The following is a 17,733-nucleotide window of genomic DNA, read 5'->3' on the forward strand; positions in this document are numbered from 1 at the left end:
ATGCAATTGCTGAGATTCCGCGCAATTGTAAATAGCTTGTTTTTCTACCTCACGAAAAGAAAAAGACTCCGATTAAGCATACAAACTTAAACGAAGTCTGGCAAATTTTATTATTGTTTATTTTTACATAGATTGTGCATCTGTTTCGTCTACGTTAGTATGTACATCTAGCTCTCTATGCATATTTCCTTGCATAAACGTTAACTCAAATACTTCTTTTAACTTACGGACAGGAATAATTTCAATTCCCTTGATCGTATACAAAAATGGTTGCATATTTTCAGCAGGAATAATGACTTTCTTAGCTCCCGCTTTTTTCGCAGCTTTTATTTTTGCGTATACACCACCAATAGGCTTTACTTCTCCGTGTATACTTATTTCACCTGTCATCGCTACTTCATTATTTACATACGTGCGATGCACCGCAGAATATACACCTGTTGCCATAGCGATTCCTGCAGAAGGGCCATCAATTGGGATACCCCCTGGAAAATTAATATGTATATCGTATCCTTCTGGCAACACATCTAAAGAACGAAGTACTGTTAATACATTATCAACAGAGCCTTTCGCCATACTTTTACGACGAATAGATTTCGTTTGACTACCAATACTTTCTTCTTCCACAATTCCGGTAACATTTACCGATCCTTTATCTTTCGCCGGAATTGCTGTTACTTCAATTTCTAATAACGCACCTGTATTTGGTCCGTATACAGCAAGACCATTTACAAGACCAATCCTTGGAATCGGATAAATGCGCTTTTCATATTTCGGTGTAAGCTGACTTGAGTGAACAACCCACTCTATATCTTCATCCTTAATGAAAGAACGTTCTTCATTTATCGCCATACCCGCAGAGATTTGCACGAGATTAATCGCTTCTCGTCCATTCCTTGCATACATCCCAATCATCTCAATACCATTTTCACCTATTTGCATTTCCACTTTTTCCGCGGCATTTTTCGCTACTTTTTGAATTTCTTCCGTATCTAATTCACGGAAAAATACTTCTAAGCAACGTGACCGAATAGCAGGAGGAATTTCCTCTGGCGAACGTGTCGTTGCTCCAACTAAGCGAAAATCTGCCGGTAAGCCTTTTTGGAAAATATCATGTATATATGTTGGGATCATTGTATTTTCTTCACTATAGTACGCACTTTCTAAAAATACTTTTCGATCTTCTAACACCTTTAACATTTTGTTCATTTGAATCGGATGGAGCTCGCCAATCTCATCAATAAACAAAATACCACCATGTGCATCTGTTACAGCACCTTTTTTCGGTTGCGGAATACCTGCTTGCCCCATCGCCCCAGCACCTTGATAAATCGGATCATGCACCGAACCAATTAAAGGGTCTGCGATACCACGTTCATCAAACCGAGCTGTTGTCGCATCAAGTTCAATAAATGTTGCATTCGTACGAAATGGAGATTTAGGATTTCGTTTCGCTTCTTCTAATACAAGACGTGCTGCCGCTGTTTTCCCAACACCTGGTGGGCCATATATGATTACATGTTGCGGATTCGGACCACAAAGAGCCGCTTTTAACGACTTAATTCCGTCCTCTTGCCCTACAATATCTAAAAAGGTTGTAGGACGCACCTTTTCTGCTAGCGGCTCTGTTAAAGAAATCTCACGCATTTTACGAAGCTGTTCTAATTCTTTTTTCGATTCTCGATCAATTGAAACTTTTTGTGTTCGTTGATTTCGAAGTAAATGCCAGAAATACAATCCGACAATTACACCAAAAACAAGTTGAACAACTAAAAATATATTTGTCCAGCTCATTATTTATTTCCTCCCGCAATATTTTATCTCTTAGTATTTCCGCGGAGGAACGTAGCTAAACATAAAGAAAAACAGCAATTATAAAAATTGCTGTTTCCCTTTCGCATTATGCAGATGTTTTTGTATCAAGTACAGTACCGTCTTGTAACACCAATTTTGGCGGCTCATTATCAGCTACTGTTTCTTTTGTAAGAATACACTTCTCGATATCTTTACGAGATGGAAGTTCGAACATTACATCAAGCATTAAGCCTTCAATAATAGAACGAAGTCCACGAGCACCCGTTTTACGTTCAATTGCTTTTTTCGCAATTTCGATTAGTGCACCTTCTTCAAACTCTAACTCAACATCGTCAAGCTCCAATAGTTTTTGGAATTGCTTAACAAGTGCATTTTTCGGTTTCGTTAAAATATCAACAAGAGCATCTTCATCAAGTGGCTCTAGGTTCGCAATAACTGGAAGACGACCGATAAACTCTGGAATTAAACCAAATCTTAAAAGATCCTCTGGTAATACGTGAGATAAAACATGCTTCTCATTTACATCAGCATTTTTCTTCTCAGAACCAAATCCAATTACTTTTTCACCAAGGCGACGTTTAATAATCGGCTCAATGCCATCAAACGCTCCACCACAAATGAATAAGATGTTCGTTGTATCAATTTGAATAAACTCTTGGTGCGGATGCTTACGACCACCTTGAGGTGGAACGCTTGCTACAGTACCTTCTAAAATTTTCAGAAGTGCTTGCTGCACACCTTCACCAGATACATCACGTGTAATTGATGGATTTTCGGACTTACGTGCCACTTTATCAATCTCATCAATATAAATGATTCCTTTTTCCGCTTTCTCTACATCATAATCAGCTGCTTGAATTAATTTTAGTAAGATATTTTCTACATCTTCTCCAACATATCCAGCTTCTGTTAAAGATGTTGCGTCCGCGATTGCAAATGGAACATTTAGAATACGCGCTAACGTTTGTGCAAGTAATGTTTTACCACTACCTGTTGGCCCGATAAGTGCGATATTACTCTTCGCTAATTCTACATCATCAATTTTGCTGTTAGAATTAATGCGTTTGTAATGGTTATATACCGCTACCGCTAGTGCTTTTTTCGCGCTATCTTGCCCGATGACATACTCATCTAAGATTTCACGAATTTCTACCGGTTTCGGTACATCTTTGAATTCTACTTCTTCGTCCTTCGCAAGCTCCTCTTGTACAATTTCAGTACAAAGTTCGATACACTCGTCACAAATGTAAACACCTGGACCTGCCACTAACTTTCGAACTTGCGTTTGTGTTTTACCACAGAAAGAACATTTTAATTGCCCTTTTTCATCATTAAATTTAAACATATTTTCACACCCCTTACAAAGTGCTAACCTCTTGCCTTCGTATGTACACGATAAATGTATCGTATGTAAATACATATTATGTCACTACGTGGCGAGAAATACAAATAATATGACTAGTTATGTACAAATAAAAAATTTTTAAAACTTTTGAAATATGTATATTCGACTTGTAAAGGAACTTTTCCTTCTCCATCGAAAAGTTTTATAAATATATTTCTATATTTATAAAACAAGGCACGATTTTAATCGTGCCTTGTTATTTTATTATGCAGCGTTTTCTACTAAGAAGTCTACAGCTTTACGCACTTTAAGATCTTCAGCTAAAGCGTCTACGCTTCCAAGAGCTTGCTTGATAGCGTCTACTGGCATACCGTACATTTCAGCCATTTTTTCAACTTCTGCAGTTACTTCTTCTTCAGTAACTTCGATGTTTTCAGCTTCAATGATAGCTTCAAGAACAAGATTGATTCTTACACGTTTTTGTGCATCTTCTTTCATTTGCTCTTTTAATTTGTCAGCATCAGTACCTGTGAATTGGTAGTAAAGCTCAAGGTTCATACCTTGTTGGCTTAAACGTTGCTCGAATTCACGAACCATACGATCTAACTCAGTGTTGATCATAGCTTCTGGAATTTCGATTTCAGCGTTAGCAGCAGCTAATTCTACTACTTCGTCACGTACTTTGTGCTCAGCTTCGTGCTTTTTGCCTTCTTCTAAGTTTGTGCGAAGTTTTGCTTTTAATTCATCAAGAGTTGCAACCGCTTCGTCTGCTTCTTTAGCGAACTCGTCGTTTAACTCAGGAAGTTCTTTTGTTTTGATTTCATGAATTGTTACTTTGAATGTTGCTGGTTTGCCAGCTAATTCAGCAGCATGGTACTCTTCTGGGAATGATACTTCAACGTCTTTAGACTCACCAGATTTAAGACCGATTACTTGCTCTTCGAAACCTGGGATGAATGTACCAGAACCGATTGCTAGAGAGTAGTTTTCGCCTTTTCCACCTTCAAATGCTTCGCCATCAACGAAACCTTCGAAGTCGATTACAGCTGTATCACCGTTTTCAACAGTTCCTTCTTCTTTAACAACTAGTTCAGCTTGACGCTCTTGTAAAGATTTTAATTCGTTCTCTACATCTTCGTCAGTTACAGTTGTTTCAACTTTTTCTACTGCTAAACCTTTGTACTCACCTAATTTAACTTCAGGTTTTACTGTAACTTTTGCAGTGAAGATAAGGTTAGCATTTTTTTCGAACTTCTCGATGTCGATTTCAGGATGATCAACTGGGAAGATACCAGCTTCTTCAATCGCTTCACCGTATGCTTTTGGTAAAATGATATCTAAAGCATCTTGGTATAAAGATTCAATACCAAAGCGTTGTTCGAATAATGGACGAGGCATTTTTCCTTTACGGAAACCTGGTACGTTAATTGTTTTTACTACTTTTTTGAACGCAGCGTCGATAGAGTTGTTTACTTCTTTAGCATCAACTTCGATTGTTAAAACGCCAACGTTACCTTCTAATTTTTCCCATTTTGTAGACATTTATTCTTTCCCTCCAACTATAATAATGTATGCACATACCTCTATAGATTAAGATCTTCATTATCTCTTTTTTGAAATAACAAATACACAAATAATCCTCTAGCAAAAGCTTTCAGATATAATGTTCCAATCTACTAATTGCCCAGAAGACAACTACGGTATATTTTGTTCGAGAATAATATGAAACATATTAAGTAAGAGAATTACACTTCTCTTCTCTTACAAACAGGCAGTTTTCTGCCTTTTGCAACCCTTACATTATAACATAGAATATGCTCGTTTCAAGAACTGAACGATTCTTTTTCATAATTATACGGGCAAATATCCTTCTCTTTCAACACGTAATAACCATTGATAGGCAATATGAAACTCTTCCAATTCGATATTGTATGCTGCCATAAGCTCTTCTTCATCAATAGCCAATCCGAAACGCTTTCTTCCAATTCTCTCTAAAACAGCTGACCAAATCTCTTCTTTATCCATTAATAGAGCGAATGGGAAAACGCTAATTTGCAATTCTTTCCAATATGTAACCATCGCTTCAAATATATCGGGATAATTTTGCTCTAATCGACTTGATAATTTATGTATAATGTTATTGGATTGCTCCTCATTATGACCTGTAAATGCTGGAATTACCTTAATCGTATTCCCAAACTTTTCTACCTCTATTTCCTCTTCTACCTGACTTTCTATCATTTTATACAAAATAGAAGTTTTCAAATAGGGGTGTTGCTCTTCGTCTATTAAAAATTTCTTTAAAACAGGTAATGCAAGATCTAAGTCTTTTAATGAAAGTCGCTGAATCGCTCTTAGCTTCTGTCCAAAGTTTTCTCCAAAAATTTCTTTAGTAAACTCATCCAACTCAAAATTTGAATCCACTAGCGATGCGTCTCCCTCATTTAGCATACCTTCTGCAAATAAAGCAAGCTGCGCTAATTTTTCCTTTTGATCAGGCATTATATCTTTCGTTTGTAAAACCTTTTCAACAGTTTCAATAACACCTTCATAATCATTTGTTTGAACTAAAATAGTCACGTACGTTTCAAGAATATCACCAAATAAGACAACTCCTGTTTTAAGCAACTGTTCACATTTGTCTTTCGCTTCTTCCATACGTTTTAATTCGAGTAAACAAATAACTGAAGCTAATTCCGTTTGTTCCGTTTCCGCATTATACTGACGTAATATTTCAAAGCAGCGCAATGCATCTTCGAACTTCCGCTCTTTCAGCGCTAAAAAACCTTCATCAATATAGCGCTCTGATAGTTGTGGAAACAATACGACCGTATTTTCTTTTTTATCCATACGTCCGCCTCTTTTTCTTGATTTTAATTATGTTCAAAGTAAATATATCAAATGCGTAATGAGAACACAACATCCCAAAACTATTTGTTTGAAATATGAAAATATTTAATTTTTACATTCCAATACAAATAAATCTCTACTAAAAATTAAAATTGTACAAATAAAAATCCCCAGCAACAAACGCAGAGGATTCATCATTAATGGAAAGCTTTTATAATTGTGGGGTATATTACAAGGGTAATAATTTGGAGAACAATAATTGCCATAACAATCATGCTAAAATAGAAGATTGGTTTACTTCGCTTCATTAAAAACATAATAATAAGCATCGTACAAGCAAACAAACTTAAGAAGAACAAACTTGTTGTCGAACTAAGTATACCACTTGGGACAAAGAACAATAATACTACACTACAAGTACCTATAATTCCAAATAACCATTCCATTCATTCACTCATTCCCTTTCCCTCTCATGGCTGTTTTCTCTAAGCAATCAAATGTTTCACAACATCAACTACATACGTTAATTTCTCATACGCTACAAATCCAAAAGCAACCGTCAAGCCCGTTACAACTAATCCTTTCATCATTTCTGCCTCCTCGTTTTATCGTTGTTATCTTCATTATAAAAGATTAGCAATTTCTTACCATCGAACTACCTTACAGTTACCTTACAGAATTGTAAGATTTCAAAAAGAGATTGAAAAACACCTCATATCGCTTGAGGTGCTTTCACGGAATTTATTTATAATCACTTGCAAAATTAACTTTTTTCTCTTGGTTATTTTTCGGAGAATCCACTCTTAAACTAATAGATTTACTAAATAATTTAGGATCAAAATAATTATTCATTACTTTTCTTAACTTACCTTCAGATATTTTCGTATTACAAGAAAACAAAGGATGAAGATCATGTTAATATATTTTTGTACAATTAAGACTTTAATTTACAAGGGGGATTATATATGTTTAAAAAAATGGCCGCAGATGTATTAGGACTAAGCGATGTAGGTTCTGTTATTACACCGAAAGACTATGATAAGGTCGATGCCGATGATTATGTAATGCATGAAGATGGGGAGAAAATTTACTTTCTAATTAAATCAAAATCAGATGAATATTGCTTCACAAACAAAGGGTTAATTCACTTAGACGGTACAAGCGCAACAAGTAAAAAACGTACACTACGCCGCTTTAGCTATAGTAAATATCAAATTAAAAACGTAGCGCTTGAAACTGCGGGAACGATTGATTTAGATGTAGAAATTAAGTTCCAAATGGGCGATGAACACTATTCAATTGATGTCCATAAAAAACATATTGAAGAATTAAAAGATTTATATAAAGCTTTACTTAAAATAGAAGAAATCTCATACGACAACGATATTACATTGCAGTATGCCCATAAAAGTTTAGATATGGCATCTAACGCTTTCAGCCGTATTTCAAACGCACAAGTAAATTTAGCAGAACAGTTTAAAGAAATAAACGAAATCGCTTTTAACTGGCTCGTTGATACGAAGAAACAATATAATGTGAAAGATTATGGTTTTGTCTTTGACAAGTTTATTAACAACTAATTTAAAACAAACAAAAAACCTTGTTATCAAAAGATAACAAGGTTTTCTTAGCGTCCCAGGAGAGATTCGAACTCCCGCTCCGCCCATTTCTGTACTATTTTATATATTTTGATCGCAGTCTTAATATATCTTCTCCTTCGCGAATGCCTGCCGATCCCTTTCTCACATTTTTTACGACAGTCCAATTCGGGTTAGTTTCATCACCGATGTTCTGTACTGTAAAATTGCCATCACCATATTTCCGGTGACCTTCTGCCAATTTCTCCGTTAAATCATTCTCATTTGATCTCGCCATCTTTGCGCCATCTCCCTTTTTTATACGACCTTCTTAAACCATCTAACCAATCACAGGTCCAGTCAATTGGAGATTCTCGTTTTCCGCTTCTATTAATTGTAACACACTACCGGGAATAAGTTCCGATAACTGCTGCTGAATCGTACTAGAATGGTAAAGAGTTTTATAATATTGTAAGTAAACAATTAAGAGAATCTGGATATGGATTTGAGTTCCATCATAAACCTATTGATTCTTTAAATTAAATAAGAGGAATAGGGCGCATAAATGGCGCTCTTTTTATTTAAGAAAAAGAAGTACATATGCAACTGCTTAATATCAAAGGAAAGGTCGCAAATATCAAGAATGAACTACACCTATAACCCAAACATCAAATTTTAGACAAACAAAAAACCTTGTTATCAAAAGATAACAAGGTCTTTTTAGCGTCCCAGGAGAGATTCGAACTCCCGACCGTACGCTTAGAAGGCGTATGCTCTATCCGGCTGAGCTACTGGGACATGGAGCGGGTGAAGAGAATCGAACTCTCGACCAGAGCTTGGAAGGCTCTTGTTTTACCACTAAACTACACCCGCATATGTTATTTTCTTTTCTTCGTTAGCGCCGTTGCCCTATCGACAATATTTATTATATGTATAACCACACATAAAGTCAACACCTTTTTTAAAAGAGGATAAATTTTCTTATCCTCTTTTAAAAACTGCTTGTTCAACTAGTTGTCCGTCTAACGTTTCAAAACGAACTTCCATTTGATTTTCATCCATTTCTAATAAAGCAAATGTCTTTTCTACACGCTGACGTGGTAATAAAATACTGCCTGGATTAATAAATAAAACGCCCTCGATTAATTCCGCACCTAATACGTGAGAATGTCCAAAGCATGCAACTTGCGCTCCCACTTCTTCAGCATGGTACGCTAGCGTTTGTAATGTCATTTTCACATTATGGCGATGTCCATGCACAACTAAGAAGCGAATTCCATCTACATCAGTTACAATTTCATCTTGAAAGTTAGCATAATCACAGTTTCCTTTTACAACACGGAAACCTTGCAGTTCTTCATGAGCAGGCGTTAGCTCTGAATCACCGCAATGAATCATGATATCTACTTTCCCTTCATATTTCTCTTTCAACTGCTGTAATTCCTTCACAGAGCTATGACTATCACTTACGATTAAAGCTTTCATCATTCTCTCTCCCTTATTCTCCTAAAAACCATTCCGGGATTTTTTCTTCTAATTTACGAAGAGCACGGCCACGATGGCTAATAGCATTTTTCTCATCTGAACTTAGTTCCGCCATCGCTTTTTTATATTCTTCCACATAAAAAATCGGATCATATCCAAAGCCGTTTTCCCCGCGGCGTTGTTCTAAAATAAATCCTTCACACGTCCCGTTTACAATGACAGGCTTTTTATCACCTTCAGGGAAAGCAACTGCTAATGCACAATAGAAACGAGCTTTACGCTTTTCAAACGCTACTTCATTTAATTCTTGTAAAACTTTATCAATATTCGCTTGATCATCTTTCGGCTCTCCAGCAAAACGAGCTGAATACACGCCTGGTTTCCCGTTTAACGCATCTACAATAAGACCTGAATCATCCGCAATTACAATTGCATTCAACTGTCTACTCAAACTATCCGCTTTTAAGATCGCATTTTCTTCAAATGTTTCACCAGTTTCTTCGACTTCTTCAATATGAGGAAAATCGTGTAATGATTTCACTTCTAAATCAAATCGCTCAAATAACTCAGCAAATTCACGTACTTTCCCCATATTTTTTGTCGCTACAACAACTTGTTTCATTTTTTCCACCTCTACTCTATATGAGATACGATGTCACCTAACGCTTCTTTTTGCATATCAATCAGTTGGAAAATGCCTTGTTCTGCTGCATCAAGTAATTCATTTAACTGCGCTCTACTAAACGTCGCTTCTTCTCCAGTTCCTTGCACTTCAACGAACTGACCTTTTCCAGTCATAATTACATTCATATCAACGTCTGCTTTAGAATCTTCTGCATAGTTTAAATCTAAAACAACACCTTGCTCTTCAACAATTCCTACTGACGTTGCTGCTAAATAATCTTTTACTGGAATTTTAGATACTTTTTCTGCTTGTAATAACTTCTCAAACGCTAATACCATCGCTACATATGCACCTGTAATAGAAGCTGTTCTCGTTCCACCATCCGCTTGAATAACATCACAATCAATCCAAACCGTTCTCTCACCAAGCGCTTCTAAGTCAACTACCGCACGTAATGCTCGTCCAATTAAGCGCTGGATTTCCATTGTACGTCCTGTTACTTTCCCTTTACTTGACTCCCTAATTGTACGTTGTTCTGTCGCACGTGGAATCATCGCATATTCAGCTGTTACCCAGCCCTTTCCTTCTCCACGCATAAATGGCGGGACACGCTCTTCAATTGTCGCTGAGCAAATCACCTTTGTATCCCCAACCTCAATTAATACTGATCCTTCTGGATGTTTTAAATAATTCGTATGAATATGTATATGGCGTAATTCTGTTTTCTCTCTACCATCTACTCGCATAAAAATAACCTCCTCATAACTACTTGTTAGTATAGCCAAATTTAAATGTATGATATGTATACAATAAAAGAAGAGGAACCCAAAAAGCAATTCCTCTTTCTTACTTAAGTATATCAAATTATTGACGATTAAAAACTACCTGTATTCACGTTTTCTGGACGATCTACAGGTTTTATTAACTTTCCGCCCTTTTCATCTATAAGATTTGCTTTTCCATTTACTTCAATAGAAATATTTTTCACACCTTTCTTTTCTGTTAAAGATAAAACTAACGACTTCAATACGTAATTTGAAATCATATTTTTATCTGGGTTTACAAATATATTTTCATTAAAGTTTAATGTAAGATTTCCGTCTTGTAATTTCGGATTCGTAATAAGCTTAACGCCTGGATTAAAATCATTCAGGAGCGATTGATGGATCGGACCTTTTACAAGTTCATCTATAATTGCTGCATAGTCATTTTCTTTACCTTCTGCAACGCGGCGTGTGACTGGTACGTAGTATTGCTGTTTATTATTATTTTGCGCCATAAAATACAGTGTGACTGGTTTTGTATTTGTTACATCTGCTACTTGTTCATCATCGAAGTTAATACCATTTGCACGGCTCACTCCTTCACCAAGCGGTGTACCACCAACCGGCATCTTTGCCAATTTCTCACCATTTATTTGGAACTGCACTTGTTTTATCTCTGTAAATTGCGTCAACGTCCAAGCTATAGATTCAACGATTTGACGCTCTTCTTCTTTCGCATAGTTTTTCATTTCTTTAGAGAAATCAATAACTGCCGTTCCGTCCTTTTTCAAATCTAAGGTCATCGTTGTATTCGCCGGAATGACTGCACGAAACCCATTCGGTAATAAATTCGTTACCGGTCCATCTTTCACAAGGTATTCTAACGTTTGCTTCACAGTCTCATTTGCTTTCGGAGTAGGTATAGCTAACGTTTGTGGTACAACATAACCATTTTTATCAACAAGGTATAGTTCTCTATTTACCATTTGCCCTTGCTTATCTTTTTTAGCTACTTCTTTCTTCCCACCCTCTGTATACGTAACTTGTTTTGGCGGATCAATTTGTTCAGTTGCTTTCTCTTGATTTATAAAGCCACACCCTGTTAGTAAAACAGCGCTCACAGTAGCACCAACAACCCATTTAAAAGTGGATTTAGGCATGCCATTCCCCCCTAAAATCTAAGTTTGTACTATTATGTATACGAGCTGTTTCACGTTTTAGAACAAGCTGTGCCTCTTATAAATTGAAACTTTAATCAGCAGGGGTCTTACTACCCAGCAAATAGCAAGATAAAACAAAAACTCCTGATTTCTCAGGAGCTCACTTATATAAATTCTACTATTATTCTTTTTCTAAATGAATATGCTTCACATTTTCAATCGGTTGACCGAACCATTTTGATGCAATTTCTTTAAACAAGCCTATTTTTCCTGTTGTTAAGAAGAGATGATCGCTTTGTTCTTCTCCTTCATTCAACATTTTACTATGATATAAGATTGTACTTACTTCACGTGCTGTTTCATCACCAGAACTAATTAGTTGCACTTTATCTCCCATTACTTTTTTAATAACAGGTCCTAAAATCGGATAATGTGTACACCCTAATATAAGTGTATCAATATCGGTACTTTTCAGTGGTTGCAGCGTTTCTCTTACAACTTCATACGCCATTTCACTTTCGAAATTCCCACTCTCTACAAGTTCAACGAAAGGTGGACAAGCTAAACTTTCTACCATAACACGGTTATTAATAGACTTTAACGCCTCTTCGTATGCACCACTTTTCACCGTTCCAATCGTTCCAATAATCCCAACGTGATACGTGTTTGTCACTTTTAAAGCTGTACGTGATCCTGGGTGAATAACTCCTACTACTGGAATTGGTAATTGTTTTTGCATCTCTTCTAATACAACTGCAGTTGCTGTATTACACGCAATAACTAACATTTTAATATTTAAATCTAGTAAATGCTCCGTCATTTCCCACGTAAATTGACGTACTTCTTCTCGAGAACGTGGACCATAAGGACAACGTGCTGTATCTCCTAAATATATGATACGCTCTTTCGGCAACTGACGAATTAATTCCTTTGCTACTGTTAAACCGCCAACTCCTGAATCGATAACACCGATTGCTCTATTCAACTTCATCACCCGTTTTCTCATTCATCATCTTTTATGCTTATCATTATATTTTACACACTTTAAGTTCGCTCACTTCAAATGCTTCTGTATGAAAATTTTCATTTTCCCATGTATAGACTAGGACCTTTTTTATTTTGCTCCTTTTTTTCGTAATTTGCAAGATAGAAAAATAACCGACCTTCTATAAGAAAGTCGGTTTCTTATATATAAAGTGCATATTCATTGCTCCATCTTTTTTTGAAAAGAAGACATTCCCATTAATAAGAAGAAATGAGCAGAAATTAAAATGACGATAATTTATTTACAGCCCTTTTTATAGCCTTACCTATTTCCACGCTAGACTGTGGATTTTGTCCTGTAATTAAATGACCATCTACTACTACATGCGGCGTAAAATTTGGGGCTACATAAAACAAAGCTCCTTCTTCTTTCAACTTACTTTCTAACAAAAACGGAACGCGCTTTTCTAAATGTACAGCTCTTTCTTCATCGTTTGTATAACCTGTTATACGCTTACCCGCAACAAAAAACGAGCCATCCTTATTTTTCACACCGACTAAGGAGCTTACTCCGTGACAAACAGCCGCTACAATCCGGTTATTGTTATACATATTCTCAATCAAATTTGCTACATATGGATTACCTGGAAAATCTACAATCGCCCCGTGCCCACCACCAAATAAAACCGCATCATAATCCGAAAAATGAACATTTGAAATCGGCCTCGTATTTTGCAATAAAGAAGCTACATGCTTGAATTCGCGAGGTATACCATTCGGAATAGACACTCTATCTATAGGCACTCTCCCGCCTTTTATTGAAACAATATCAACATCAAACTTAGCCTTTTTAAATACATGATAAGGAGCTGCGAGCTCTTCCAGCCACAAACCAGTCGGGTGTCCATTCATATCATGAGCACTTGTTGAAACTAACAGTATCCTTTTCAACATATCCCCTCCTTATTACCTATTTATGTATGGAGTGTTCTTATCATTCATATAGCAAGTGAAGCAAACAAAAAATAGCCGACTTTTATATAAAAGTCGGCTGCTTTCTTATAATTCGAGCTCTCCCATACGAAGAAGCTCCACAACTGCTTGTGAACGTCCTTTAACCCCTAGCTTTTGCATTGCGTTTGAGATGTGGTTGCGAACTGTCTTTTCACTTATAAAAAGTTCACCTGCAATTTCCTTCGTTGTTTTATCTTGAACCAGCAATTCAAATACTTCTCTCTCTCTCTTTGTGAGTAAAGGTTTAGATTGATACGCTTTTTCCTTCAACTGGTATAACCCTCCTTGCTTAAGCCAGAGCTGTGTATGTGTAAGTTGGGTGTTTATTTAGTCAAGATATTGTATGAACGAAATGTGCAGGTGGTGAATGAAAATGGGCTTTATTTCCTATGTTATTTTAGACTTTTATACAGTGCGTACACTCTTTTTATCCACTTACTTTCCAACGCGCCATATTTGTTCTAGCAATATACTTACAACCGTACCTACAAATAAACCATTACCGAATATATATTGCATAACAGACGGCAAGGATTGGAGTGCTCCAGACGGTAAAAACATAACGCCGCTGCCAAATAATACTGCAACGCCTAAAATCGTTACATTCCTTTCACTCATCGGCACTTGTTTTATATTATTAAATCCAATTCCAATTAACTGTACGAACGAAGCCATTAAAACAGCCGATGCGACAGCTGATGGTAAAGATGCTAAGTAACGAATAATACTTGGAAAAAGAGACATTACGACTAGTAACGCACATGCCATTAAGAACGATCGTATATACTTTTGTTTTGTTAAACGTATAAATCCTGCCGTTGCTGGTAACGGAACGACACCTACAGTTGAAAATACAGAAGAGATGAGATGTGAAATCCCCCCAACCCATGTTCCATCTTTCAACTGTTTTTGTTCAATAGTCGCTTTATGAATAGTTGCTTGATTAATTGCTATAATAGCTGCCACCGTATTCGAAACTAAAATACATACCATAACGAAACTTGATACAGCCATACCTGTATTCCATTTTGGAAGTCCCCAAGCAAATATATGTGGAAGTTGCACAAAATGAGTTACTTGAGATGGGATTGTCACTTTTCCTGCAATGAGAAAAATAATCCACCCACTAATTAATCCTATTAAAACTGCATAACTTTTGACAAAGCCTTTTCCAAAATTAGATAGTATAATAACGAACAGAAATATACTAAACGCAATCATTGCTGTAAATCCGTCGATTTGAGAAATAGTAGCTGTAATTCCTAACATTCCTTTTAAAAATACACCACTTAATTGTAAACATAATAAAAGTAAAAACGTCCCTGTCACAAGCGGCGTAAATAAAAATAAAATACGTCCTATAAAACCAGTTACTCCTAATCCTATTAAAATAACACCGGAGATTATCATTCCTAATTCTAAAATTTGCAGTGTACTATGTAATTGATCCTGTCCGGCCGTTGCATAAGCAAGTACGGTAAATACACCAACCCAAGATCCAGCCGGCCCATCCGCAATTGGCAGTCTATGCCCAAGCCACCCTTGTAAAAAAGAAGATATACCAACTACAAAAAACGTACGCTGCATTAAATAAAATATTTCTTCCGTCGTAAGATGAAATAATCCGCCAACGACAATTGGTAGTGCTATTGAATTTGCTAATAAAAATATAAACCATTGCAAAGTTCCCATAATATGATTTTGGTTATGTTGATTGTCCAATTTTTTCATCCCTTCTAGCTTTCCTATAAAAATATATTGTAAGAATAAAAAAGAAGAGTTCTATACTCACCATTAGAACCCTCCTCAAAATATTTAAACGATTCTTCTACACAAGATTATTTAATTCCACCTCATTTAAACTTCCAACAACAATATTTCCTTTATACACGACTAAACGTTTTTCTGTTTGACGCGCTACTGCTTCAGCAGCGCATGTCGCATTCGTCAAAACAAAGTTCGCTTCATCCCCTATATTCGGCCATACTCGCTTCCCTTCATTATTTAACGTTTCTTTTCCTCCTGTAATAAAGCGGAGTGCTTTTCCTAAAGACCTTTCGTCACTCCACCCAAAACGCTCTGCTAATCGATTCACCTTTTGAAGCATATCACCTGTTCCAAACGGTGACCAATGATCTGTAATGCTATCATTGCCTAATGAAACCTTAACACCTTTTTTATCTAATAACGGAATTGGGATTACTTGTTTACCAATTGGCACTGTTGAAGTAATATCAATATTTACATTTGCGAGTCTTTCTGACACTTCTTCAGCCTCTTTATCAGTAACACCACCAAGTCCAAGTGCATGACTAATCGTTACACGGCCTTGCCATCCTGCTTCTTCTGTTAAACTTGCCAATCTCTTCATCGTAAACGTTCCAAGATTATTCGCATCGTGCAAATGAATATCAACATCCGCATTAAATTCTACTGCGATATCCATAATTGTATGTAATGACTTTTCGATGTCATTATCCACTGTAGCTGGATCTACTCCTCCGACTAGATGAGCACCCATACGCATCGCATCTTTCACGAGTTGTACAGAATTACTGCGCAATAATCCATGTTGCGGAAACGCAACAATTCTACTAGATACTCGATTTTTATATGTTTCTAATGCCGCTAACGTCGCCTCCAAATTACCAAGCCCAATAATTGGATCAACATTACAATGCGTTCTAATATTCGTTGCACCATTTTGCAGTAGTAACTCTAGCATATTTTCCGCTCTATTTTTGGCAGTCGCTAATTGCTTTGGTAAAATTTTTTCTTCTTCATTAAAACGTGTAAAAATACTTTCTGCTGGCATACAAGCTTTCCATGGGCCACTATAATATGTTTTATCAATGTGAATGTGCATCTCTTTGAAAGCTGGCAACATTAATAAGTGCTTAGCATCAAAAGTTACTATATCTTCCTCTTGAACAATCCCTTTTATAATTTTTTTAATTCGACCATCTTCAATAAGTAAACTGCATAATTCTGTTTCTGTTTGTGAAATTCTCTCTTCTTCATATGTATATCCTGATTCAAGCATTACGTTAGTCAACCAATATACTGTCATCTCTATTTCCCCACCCTTTATTAAAAATCACCTCATAACTACAAGTTTAATATCCACTGAAAATTAAGACAATTAATACGATCACTTCTCACAAAAAAATGTAATACAACCCCATAGTCTTCTCATAAATTTCCATATAGAATAAAAGTATGCAGTTTGATATAAAAAGGAGTTGATTGGAATATGTCAAAAAAGTTATGTAAATCCGAAACTGATAAAATGCTATTTGGTATATGTGGTGGTTTAGGAGAATATTTTGATATTAGCTCTACTCTTATTCGTATCATTTGGGTTATTGCTGTTTTATGTTTTGGGACAGGATTTTTAGTTTATTTCATTTGTTTATTACTTATGCCACGTTCGTACTAACGGCATCATTTCACATACTTAAGAAGAGCAAATCACCTATAGAAGCCTATAGGTGATTTTTTCATGAAGAATATTTCATCGTTAAATGTAATACCGCCACTTCTTCTTCTTCATTTTTATAAATATGCTTCTTATTCGCTTCAAATTGAATGGAATCAAACTCATTTAATTCGTATACATCATTCTCCACTTGAATAGACACTTTCCCTTTCATTACCGTTACAAGCTCAATCGCACCTTCATGATGAGCTTCTGGCTCATATATACTATTTGATCGTAAACAAGCACGGTGCATTTCCATCCCTGTTTCTTTCGTATAACGGAACATCGTTTCTAAATGCCACGCTTGTCCTTCATCTACTGCAAATCCTTCTCCACAGCGCGCAACAGCTACAGGTTCTCCAACAACCATTAATCTGGATAAAGGAATTGATAACCCTTTCGTTATTTTCCAAATGACAGCTAGCGTCGGATTTGTTTCCCCTCTTTCGATCTTTCCTAATGTTAATTTACTAACTCCTGTTTTATGAGCTAATTCTTCTAAACTTAATTTCTGTTCATTTCGAATTTGTCTCAATAACTGTCCAACTTGTTGAATGACTTCTTTCGTTTGCATATCTTCATTTTCTTTCATATATAAAACCACCTTAAAGTATAAAATAGTTTACTTTCAAT

Annotated in this window: 18 protein-coding genes, 2 tRNA genes and 1 pseudogene; 3 read left to right on the top strand and 18 right to left on the bottom strand. The window is 36.2% G+C overall.

The annotated features are described in order from the left end of the window. Nucleotides 1-123: 123 nt before the first annotated feature. The 5 genes from lonB to DN407_RS22170 form a co-directional block, all read right to left on the bottom strand. Nucleotides 124-1,794: an ATP-dependent protease LonB gene (gene lonB, locus DN407_RS22150; protein ID WP_000119180.1), complete on the bottom strand. Its 1,671-nt coding sequence runs from the start codon at nt 1,792-1,794 to the stop codon at nt 124-126. 106 nt (nt 1,795-1,900) lie between these two features. Then, nucleotides 1,901-3,160, bottom strand: coding sequence for an ATP-dependent protease ATP-binding subunit ClpX (gene clpX / locus DN407_RS22155; RefSeq protein ID WP_000472289.1), 1,260 nt, complete (start codon nt 3,158-3,160; stop codon nt 1,901-1,903). Between the two features lie 264 nt (nt 3,161-3,424). Beyond that, the gene (gene tig, locus DN407_RS22160) at nt 3,425-4,702 is read right to left on the bottom strand and encodes a trigger factor (protein WP_000105215.1); all 1,278 of its coding nucleotides are present in this window, start codon (nt 4,700-4,702) and stop codon (nt 3,425-3,427) included. A gap of 309 nt (nt 4,703-5,011) precedes the next feature. Next, a complete protein-coding gene (locus DN407_RS22165; RefSeq protein WP_000358272.1) occupies nt 5,012-6,010 on the bottom strand; it encodes a hypothetical protein in 999 nt (332 codons plus the stop codon). A gap of 197 nt (nt 6,011-6,207) precedes the next feature. Beyond that, nucleotides 6,208-6,456, bottom strand: a complete 249-nt coding sequence (locus tag DN407_RS22170; protein WP_001983650.1) for a hypothetical protein — start codon at nt 6,454-6,456, stop codon at nt 6,208-6,210. A gap of 519 nt (nt 6,457-6,975) precedes the next feature. Here DN407_RS22170 and DN407_RS22175 point away from each other — a divergent pair. Continuing rightward, entirely contained in the window at nt 6,976-7,590 is a 615-nt protein-coding gene (locus DN407_RS22175; RefSeq protein WP_000473866.1) for a PH domain-containing protein, read from the top strand. 94 nt (nt 7,591-7,684) lie between these two features. Here the strand turns inward: DN407_RS22175 and DN407_RS22180 are convergent, their stop codons facing one another. Continuing rightward, nucleotides 7,685-7,885, bottom strand: coding sequence for a hypothetical protein (locus DN407_RS22180; RefSeq protein ID WP_000124460.1), 201 nt, complete (start codon nt 7,883-7,885; stop codon nt 7,685-7,687). A gap of 152 nt (nt 7,886-8,037) precedes the next feature. On the opposite strand from DN407_RS22180, the pseudogene DN407_RS32965 reads away from it, so the two are divergent. Then, nucleotides 8,038-8,130: pseudogene (locus DN407_RS32965) on the top strand (DUF6572 domain-containing protein); the annotation flags it as partial. 181 nt (nt 8,131-8,311) lie between these two features. On the opposite strand, the gene DN407_RS22185 reads toward DN407_RS32965, so the two are convergent. From DN407_RS22185 to DN407_RS22235, 11 genes are all read right to left on the bottom strand, one after another. After that, nucleotides 8,312-8,385 (bottom strand) — tRNA-Arg (locus DN407_RS22185). 1 nt (nt 8,386) lies between these two features. Continuing rightward, a tRNA-Gly gene (locus tag DN407_RS22190) sits at nt 8,387-8,460 on the bottom strand. A 108-nt stretch (nt 8,461-8,568) separates the two neighbouring features. Then, nucleotides 8,569-9,072 carry a metallophosphoesterase gene (locus tag DN407_RS22195; RefSeq protein WP_000645505.1) on the bottom strand — a complete coding sequence of 168 codons (504 nt, stop codon included), beginning with the start codon at nt 9,070-9,072 and terminating at the stop codon, nt 8,569-8,571. Nucleotides 9,073-9,085: 13 nt separating this feature from the next. Beyond that, on the bottom strand, nt 9,086-9,694 hold the full coding sequence (locus tag DN407_RS22200; protein ID WP_000815943.1) for an XTP/dITP diphosphatase: 609 nt from the start codon (nt 9,692-9,694) through the stop codon (nt 9,086-9,088). 11 nt (nt 9,695-9,705) lie between these two features. Next, on the bottom strand, nt 9,706-10,443 hold the full coding sequence (rph, locus tag DN407_RS22205) for a ribonuclease PH (protein ID WP_001261765.1): 738 nt from the start codon (nt 10,441-10,443) through the stop codon (nt 9,706-9,708). A gap of 128 nt (nt 10,444-10,571) precedes the next feature. After that, complete coding sequence (gene gerM / locus DN407_RS22210; protein WP_001126746.1) at nt 10,572-11,621, bottom strand: spore germination protein GerM; 1,050 nt, start codon at nt 11,619-11,621, stop codon at nt 10,572-10,574. A 181-nt stretch (nt 11,622-11,802) separates the two neighbouring features. Further along, a complete protein-coding gene (gene racE, locus DN407_RS22215) occupies nt 11,803-12,612 on the bottom strand; it encodes a glutamate racemase (protein WP_000774005.1) in 810 nt (269 codons plus the stop codon). Nucleotides 12,613-12,887: 275 nt separating this feature from the next. Further along, nucleotides 12,888-13,559, bottom strand: coding sequence for a type 1 glutamine amidotransferase domain-containing protein (locus tag DN407_RS22220; protein ID WP_000919605.1), 672 nt, complete (start codon nt 13,557-13,559; stop codon nt 12,888-12,890). Nucleotides 13,560-13,664: 105 nt separating this feature from the next. After that, nucleotides 13,665-13,889, bottom strand: a complete 225-nt coding sequence (gene gerE, locus DN407_RS22225) for a spore germination transcription factor GerE (protein ID WP_000659484.1) — start codon at nt 13,887-13,889, stop codon at nt 13,665-13,667. 165 nt (nt 13,890-14,054) lie between these two features. Further along, the gene (locus DN407_RS22230; protein ID WP_000732141.1) at nt 14,055-15,350 is read right to left on the bottom strand and encodes a purine/pyrimidine permease; all 1,296 of its coding nucleotides are present in this window, start codon (nt 15,348-15,350) and stop codon (nt 14,055-14,057) included. A 97-nt stretch (nt 15,351-15,447) separates the two neighbouring features. Next, nucleotides 15,448-16,689, bottom strand: coding sequence for an amidohydrolase family protein (locus DN407_RS22235; protein ID WP_098340797.1), 1,242 nt, complete (start codon nt 16,687-16,689; stop codon nt 15,448-15,450). A 183-nt stretch (nt 16,690-16,872) separates the two neighbouring features. On the opposite strand from DN407_RS22235, the gene DN407_RS22240 reads away from it, so the two are divergent. Further along, entirely contained in the window at nt 16,873-17,058 is a 186-nt protein-coding gene (locus DN407_RS22240) for a PspC domain-containing protein (protein WP_000038411.1), read from the top strand. A 61-nt stretch (nt 17,059-17,119) separates the two neighbouring features. Here the strand turns inward: DN407_RS22240 and DN407_RS22245 are convergent, their stop codons facing one another. Beyond that, nucleotides 17,120-17,692 carry a helix-turn-helix domain-containing protein gene (locus DN407_RS22245; RefSeq protein ID WP_000661924.1) on the bottom strand — a complete coding sequence of 191 codons (573 nt, stop codon included), beginning with the start codon at nt 17,690-17,692 and terminating at the stop codon, nt 17,120-17,122. Nucleotides 17,693-17,733 lie beyond the last annotated feature (41 nt).

The sequence above is a fragment of the Bacillus sp. JAS24-2 genome, from assembly GCF_008274905.1.
GTDB lineage: Bacteria > Bacillota > Bacilli > Bacillales > Bacillaceae_G > Bacillus_A > Bacillus_A cereus.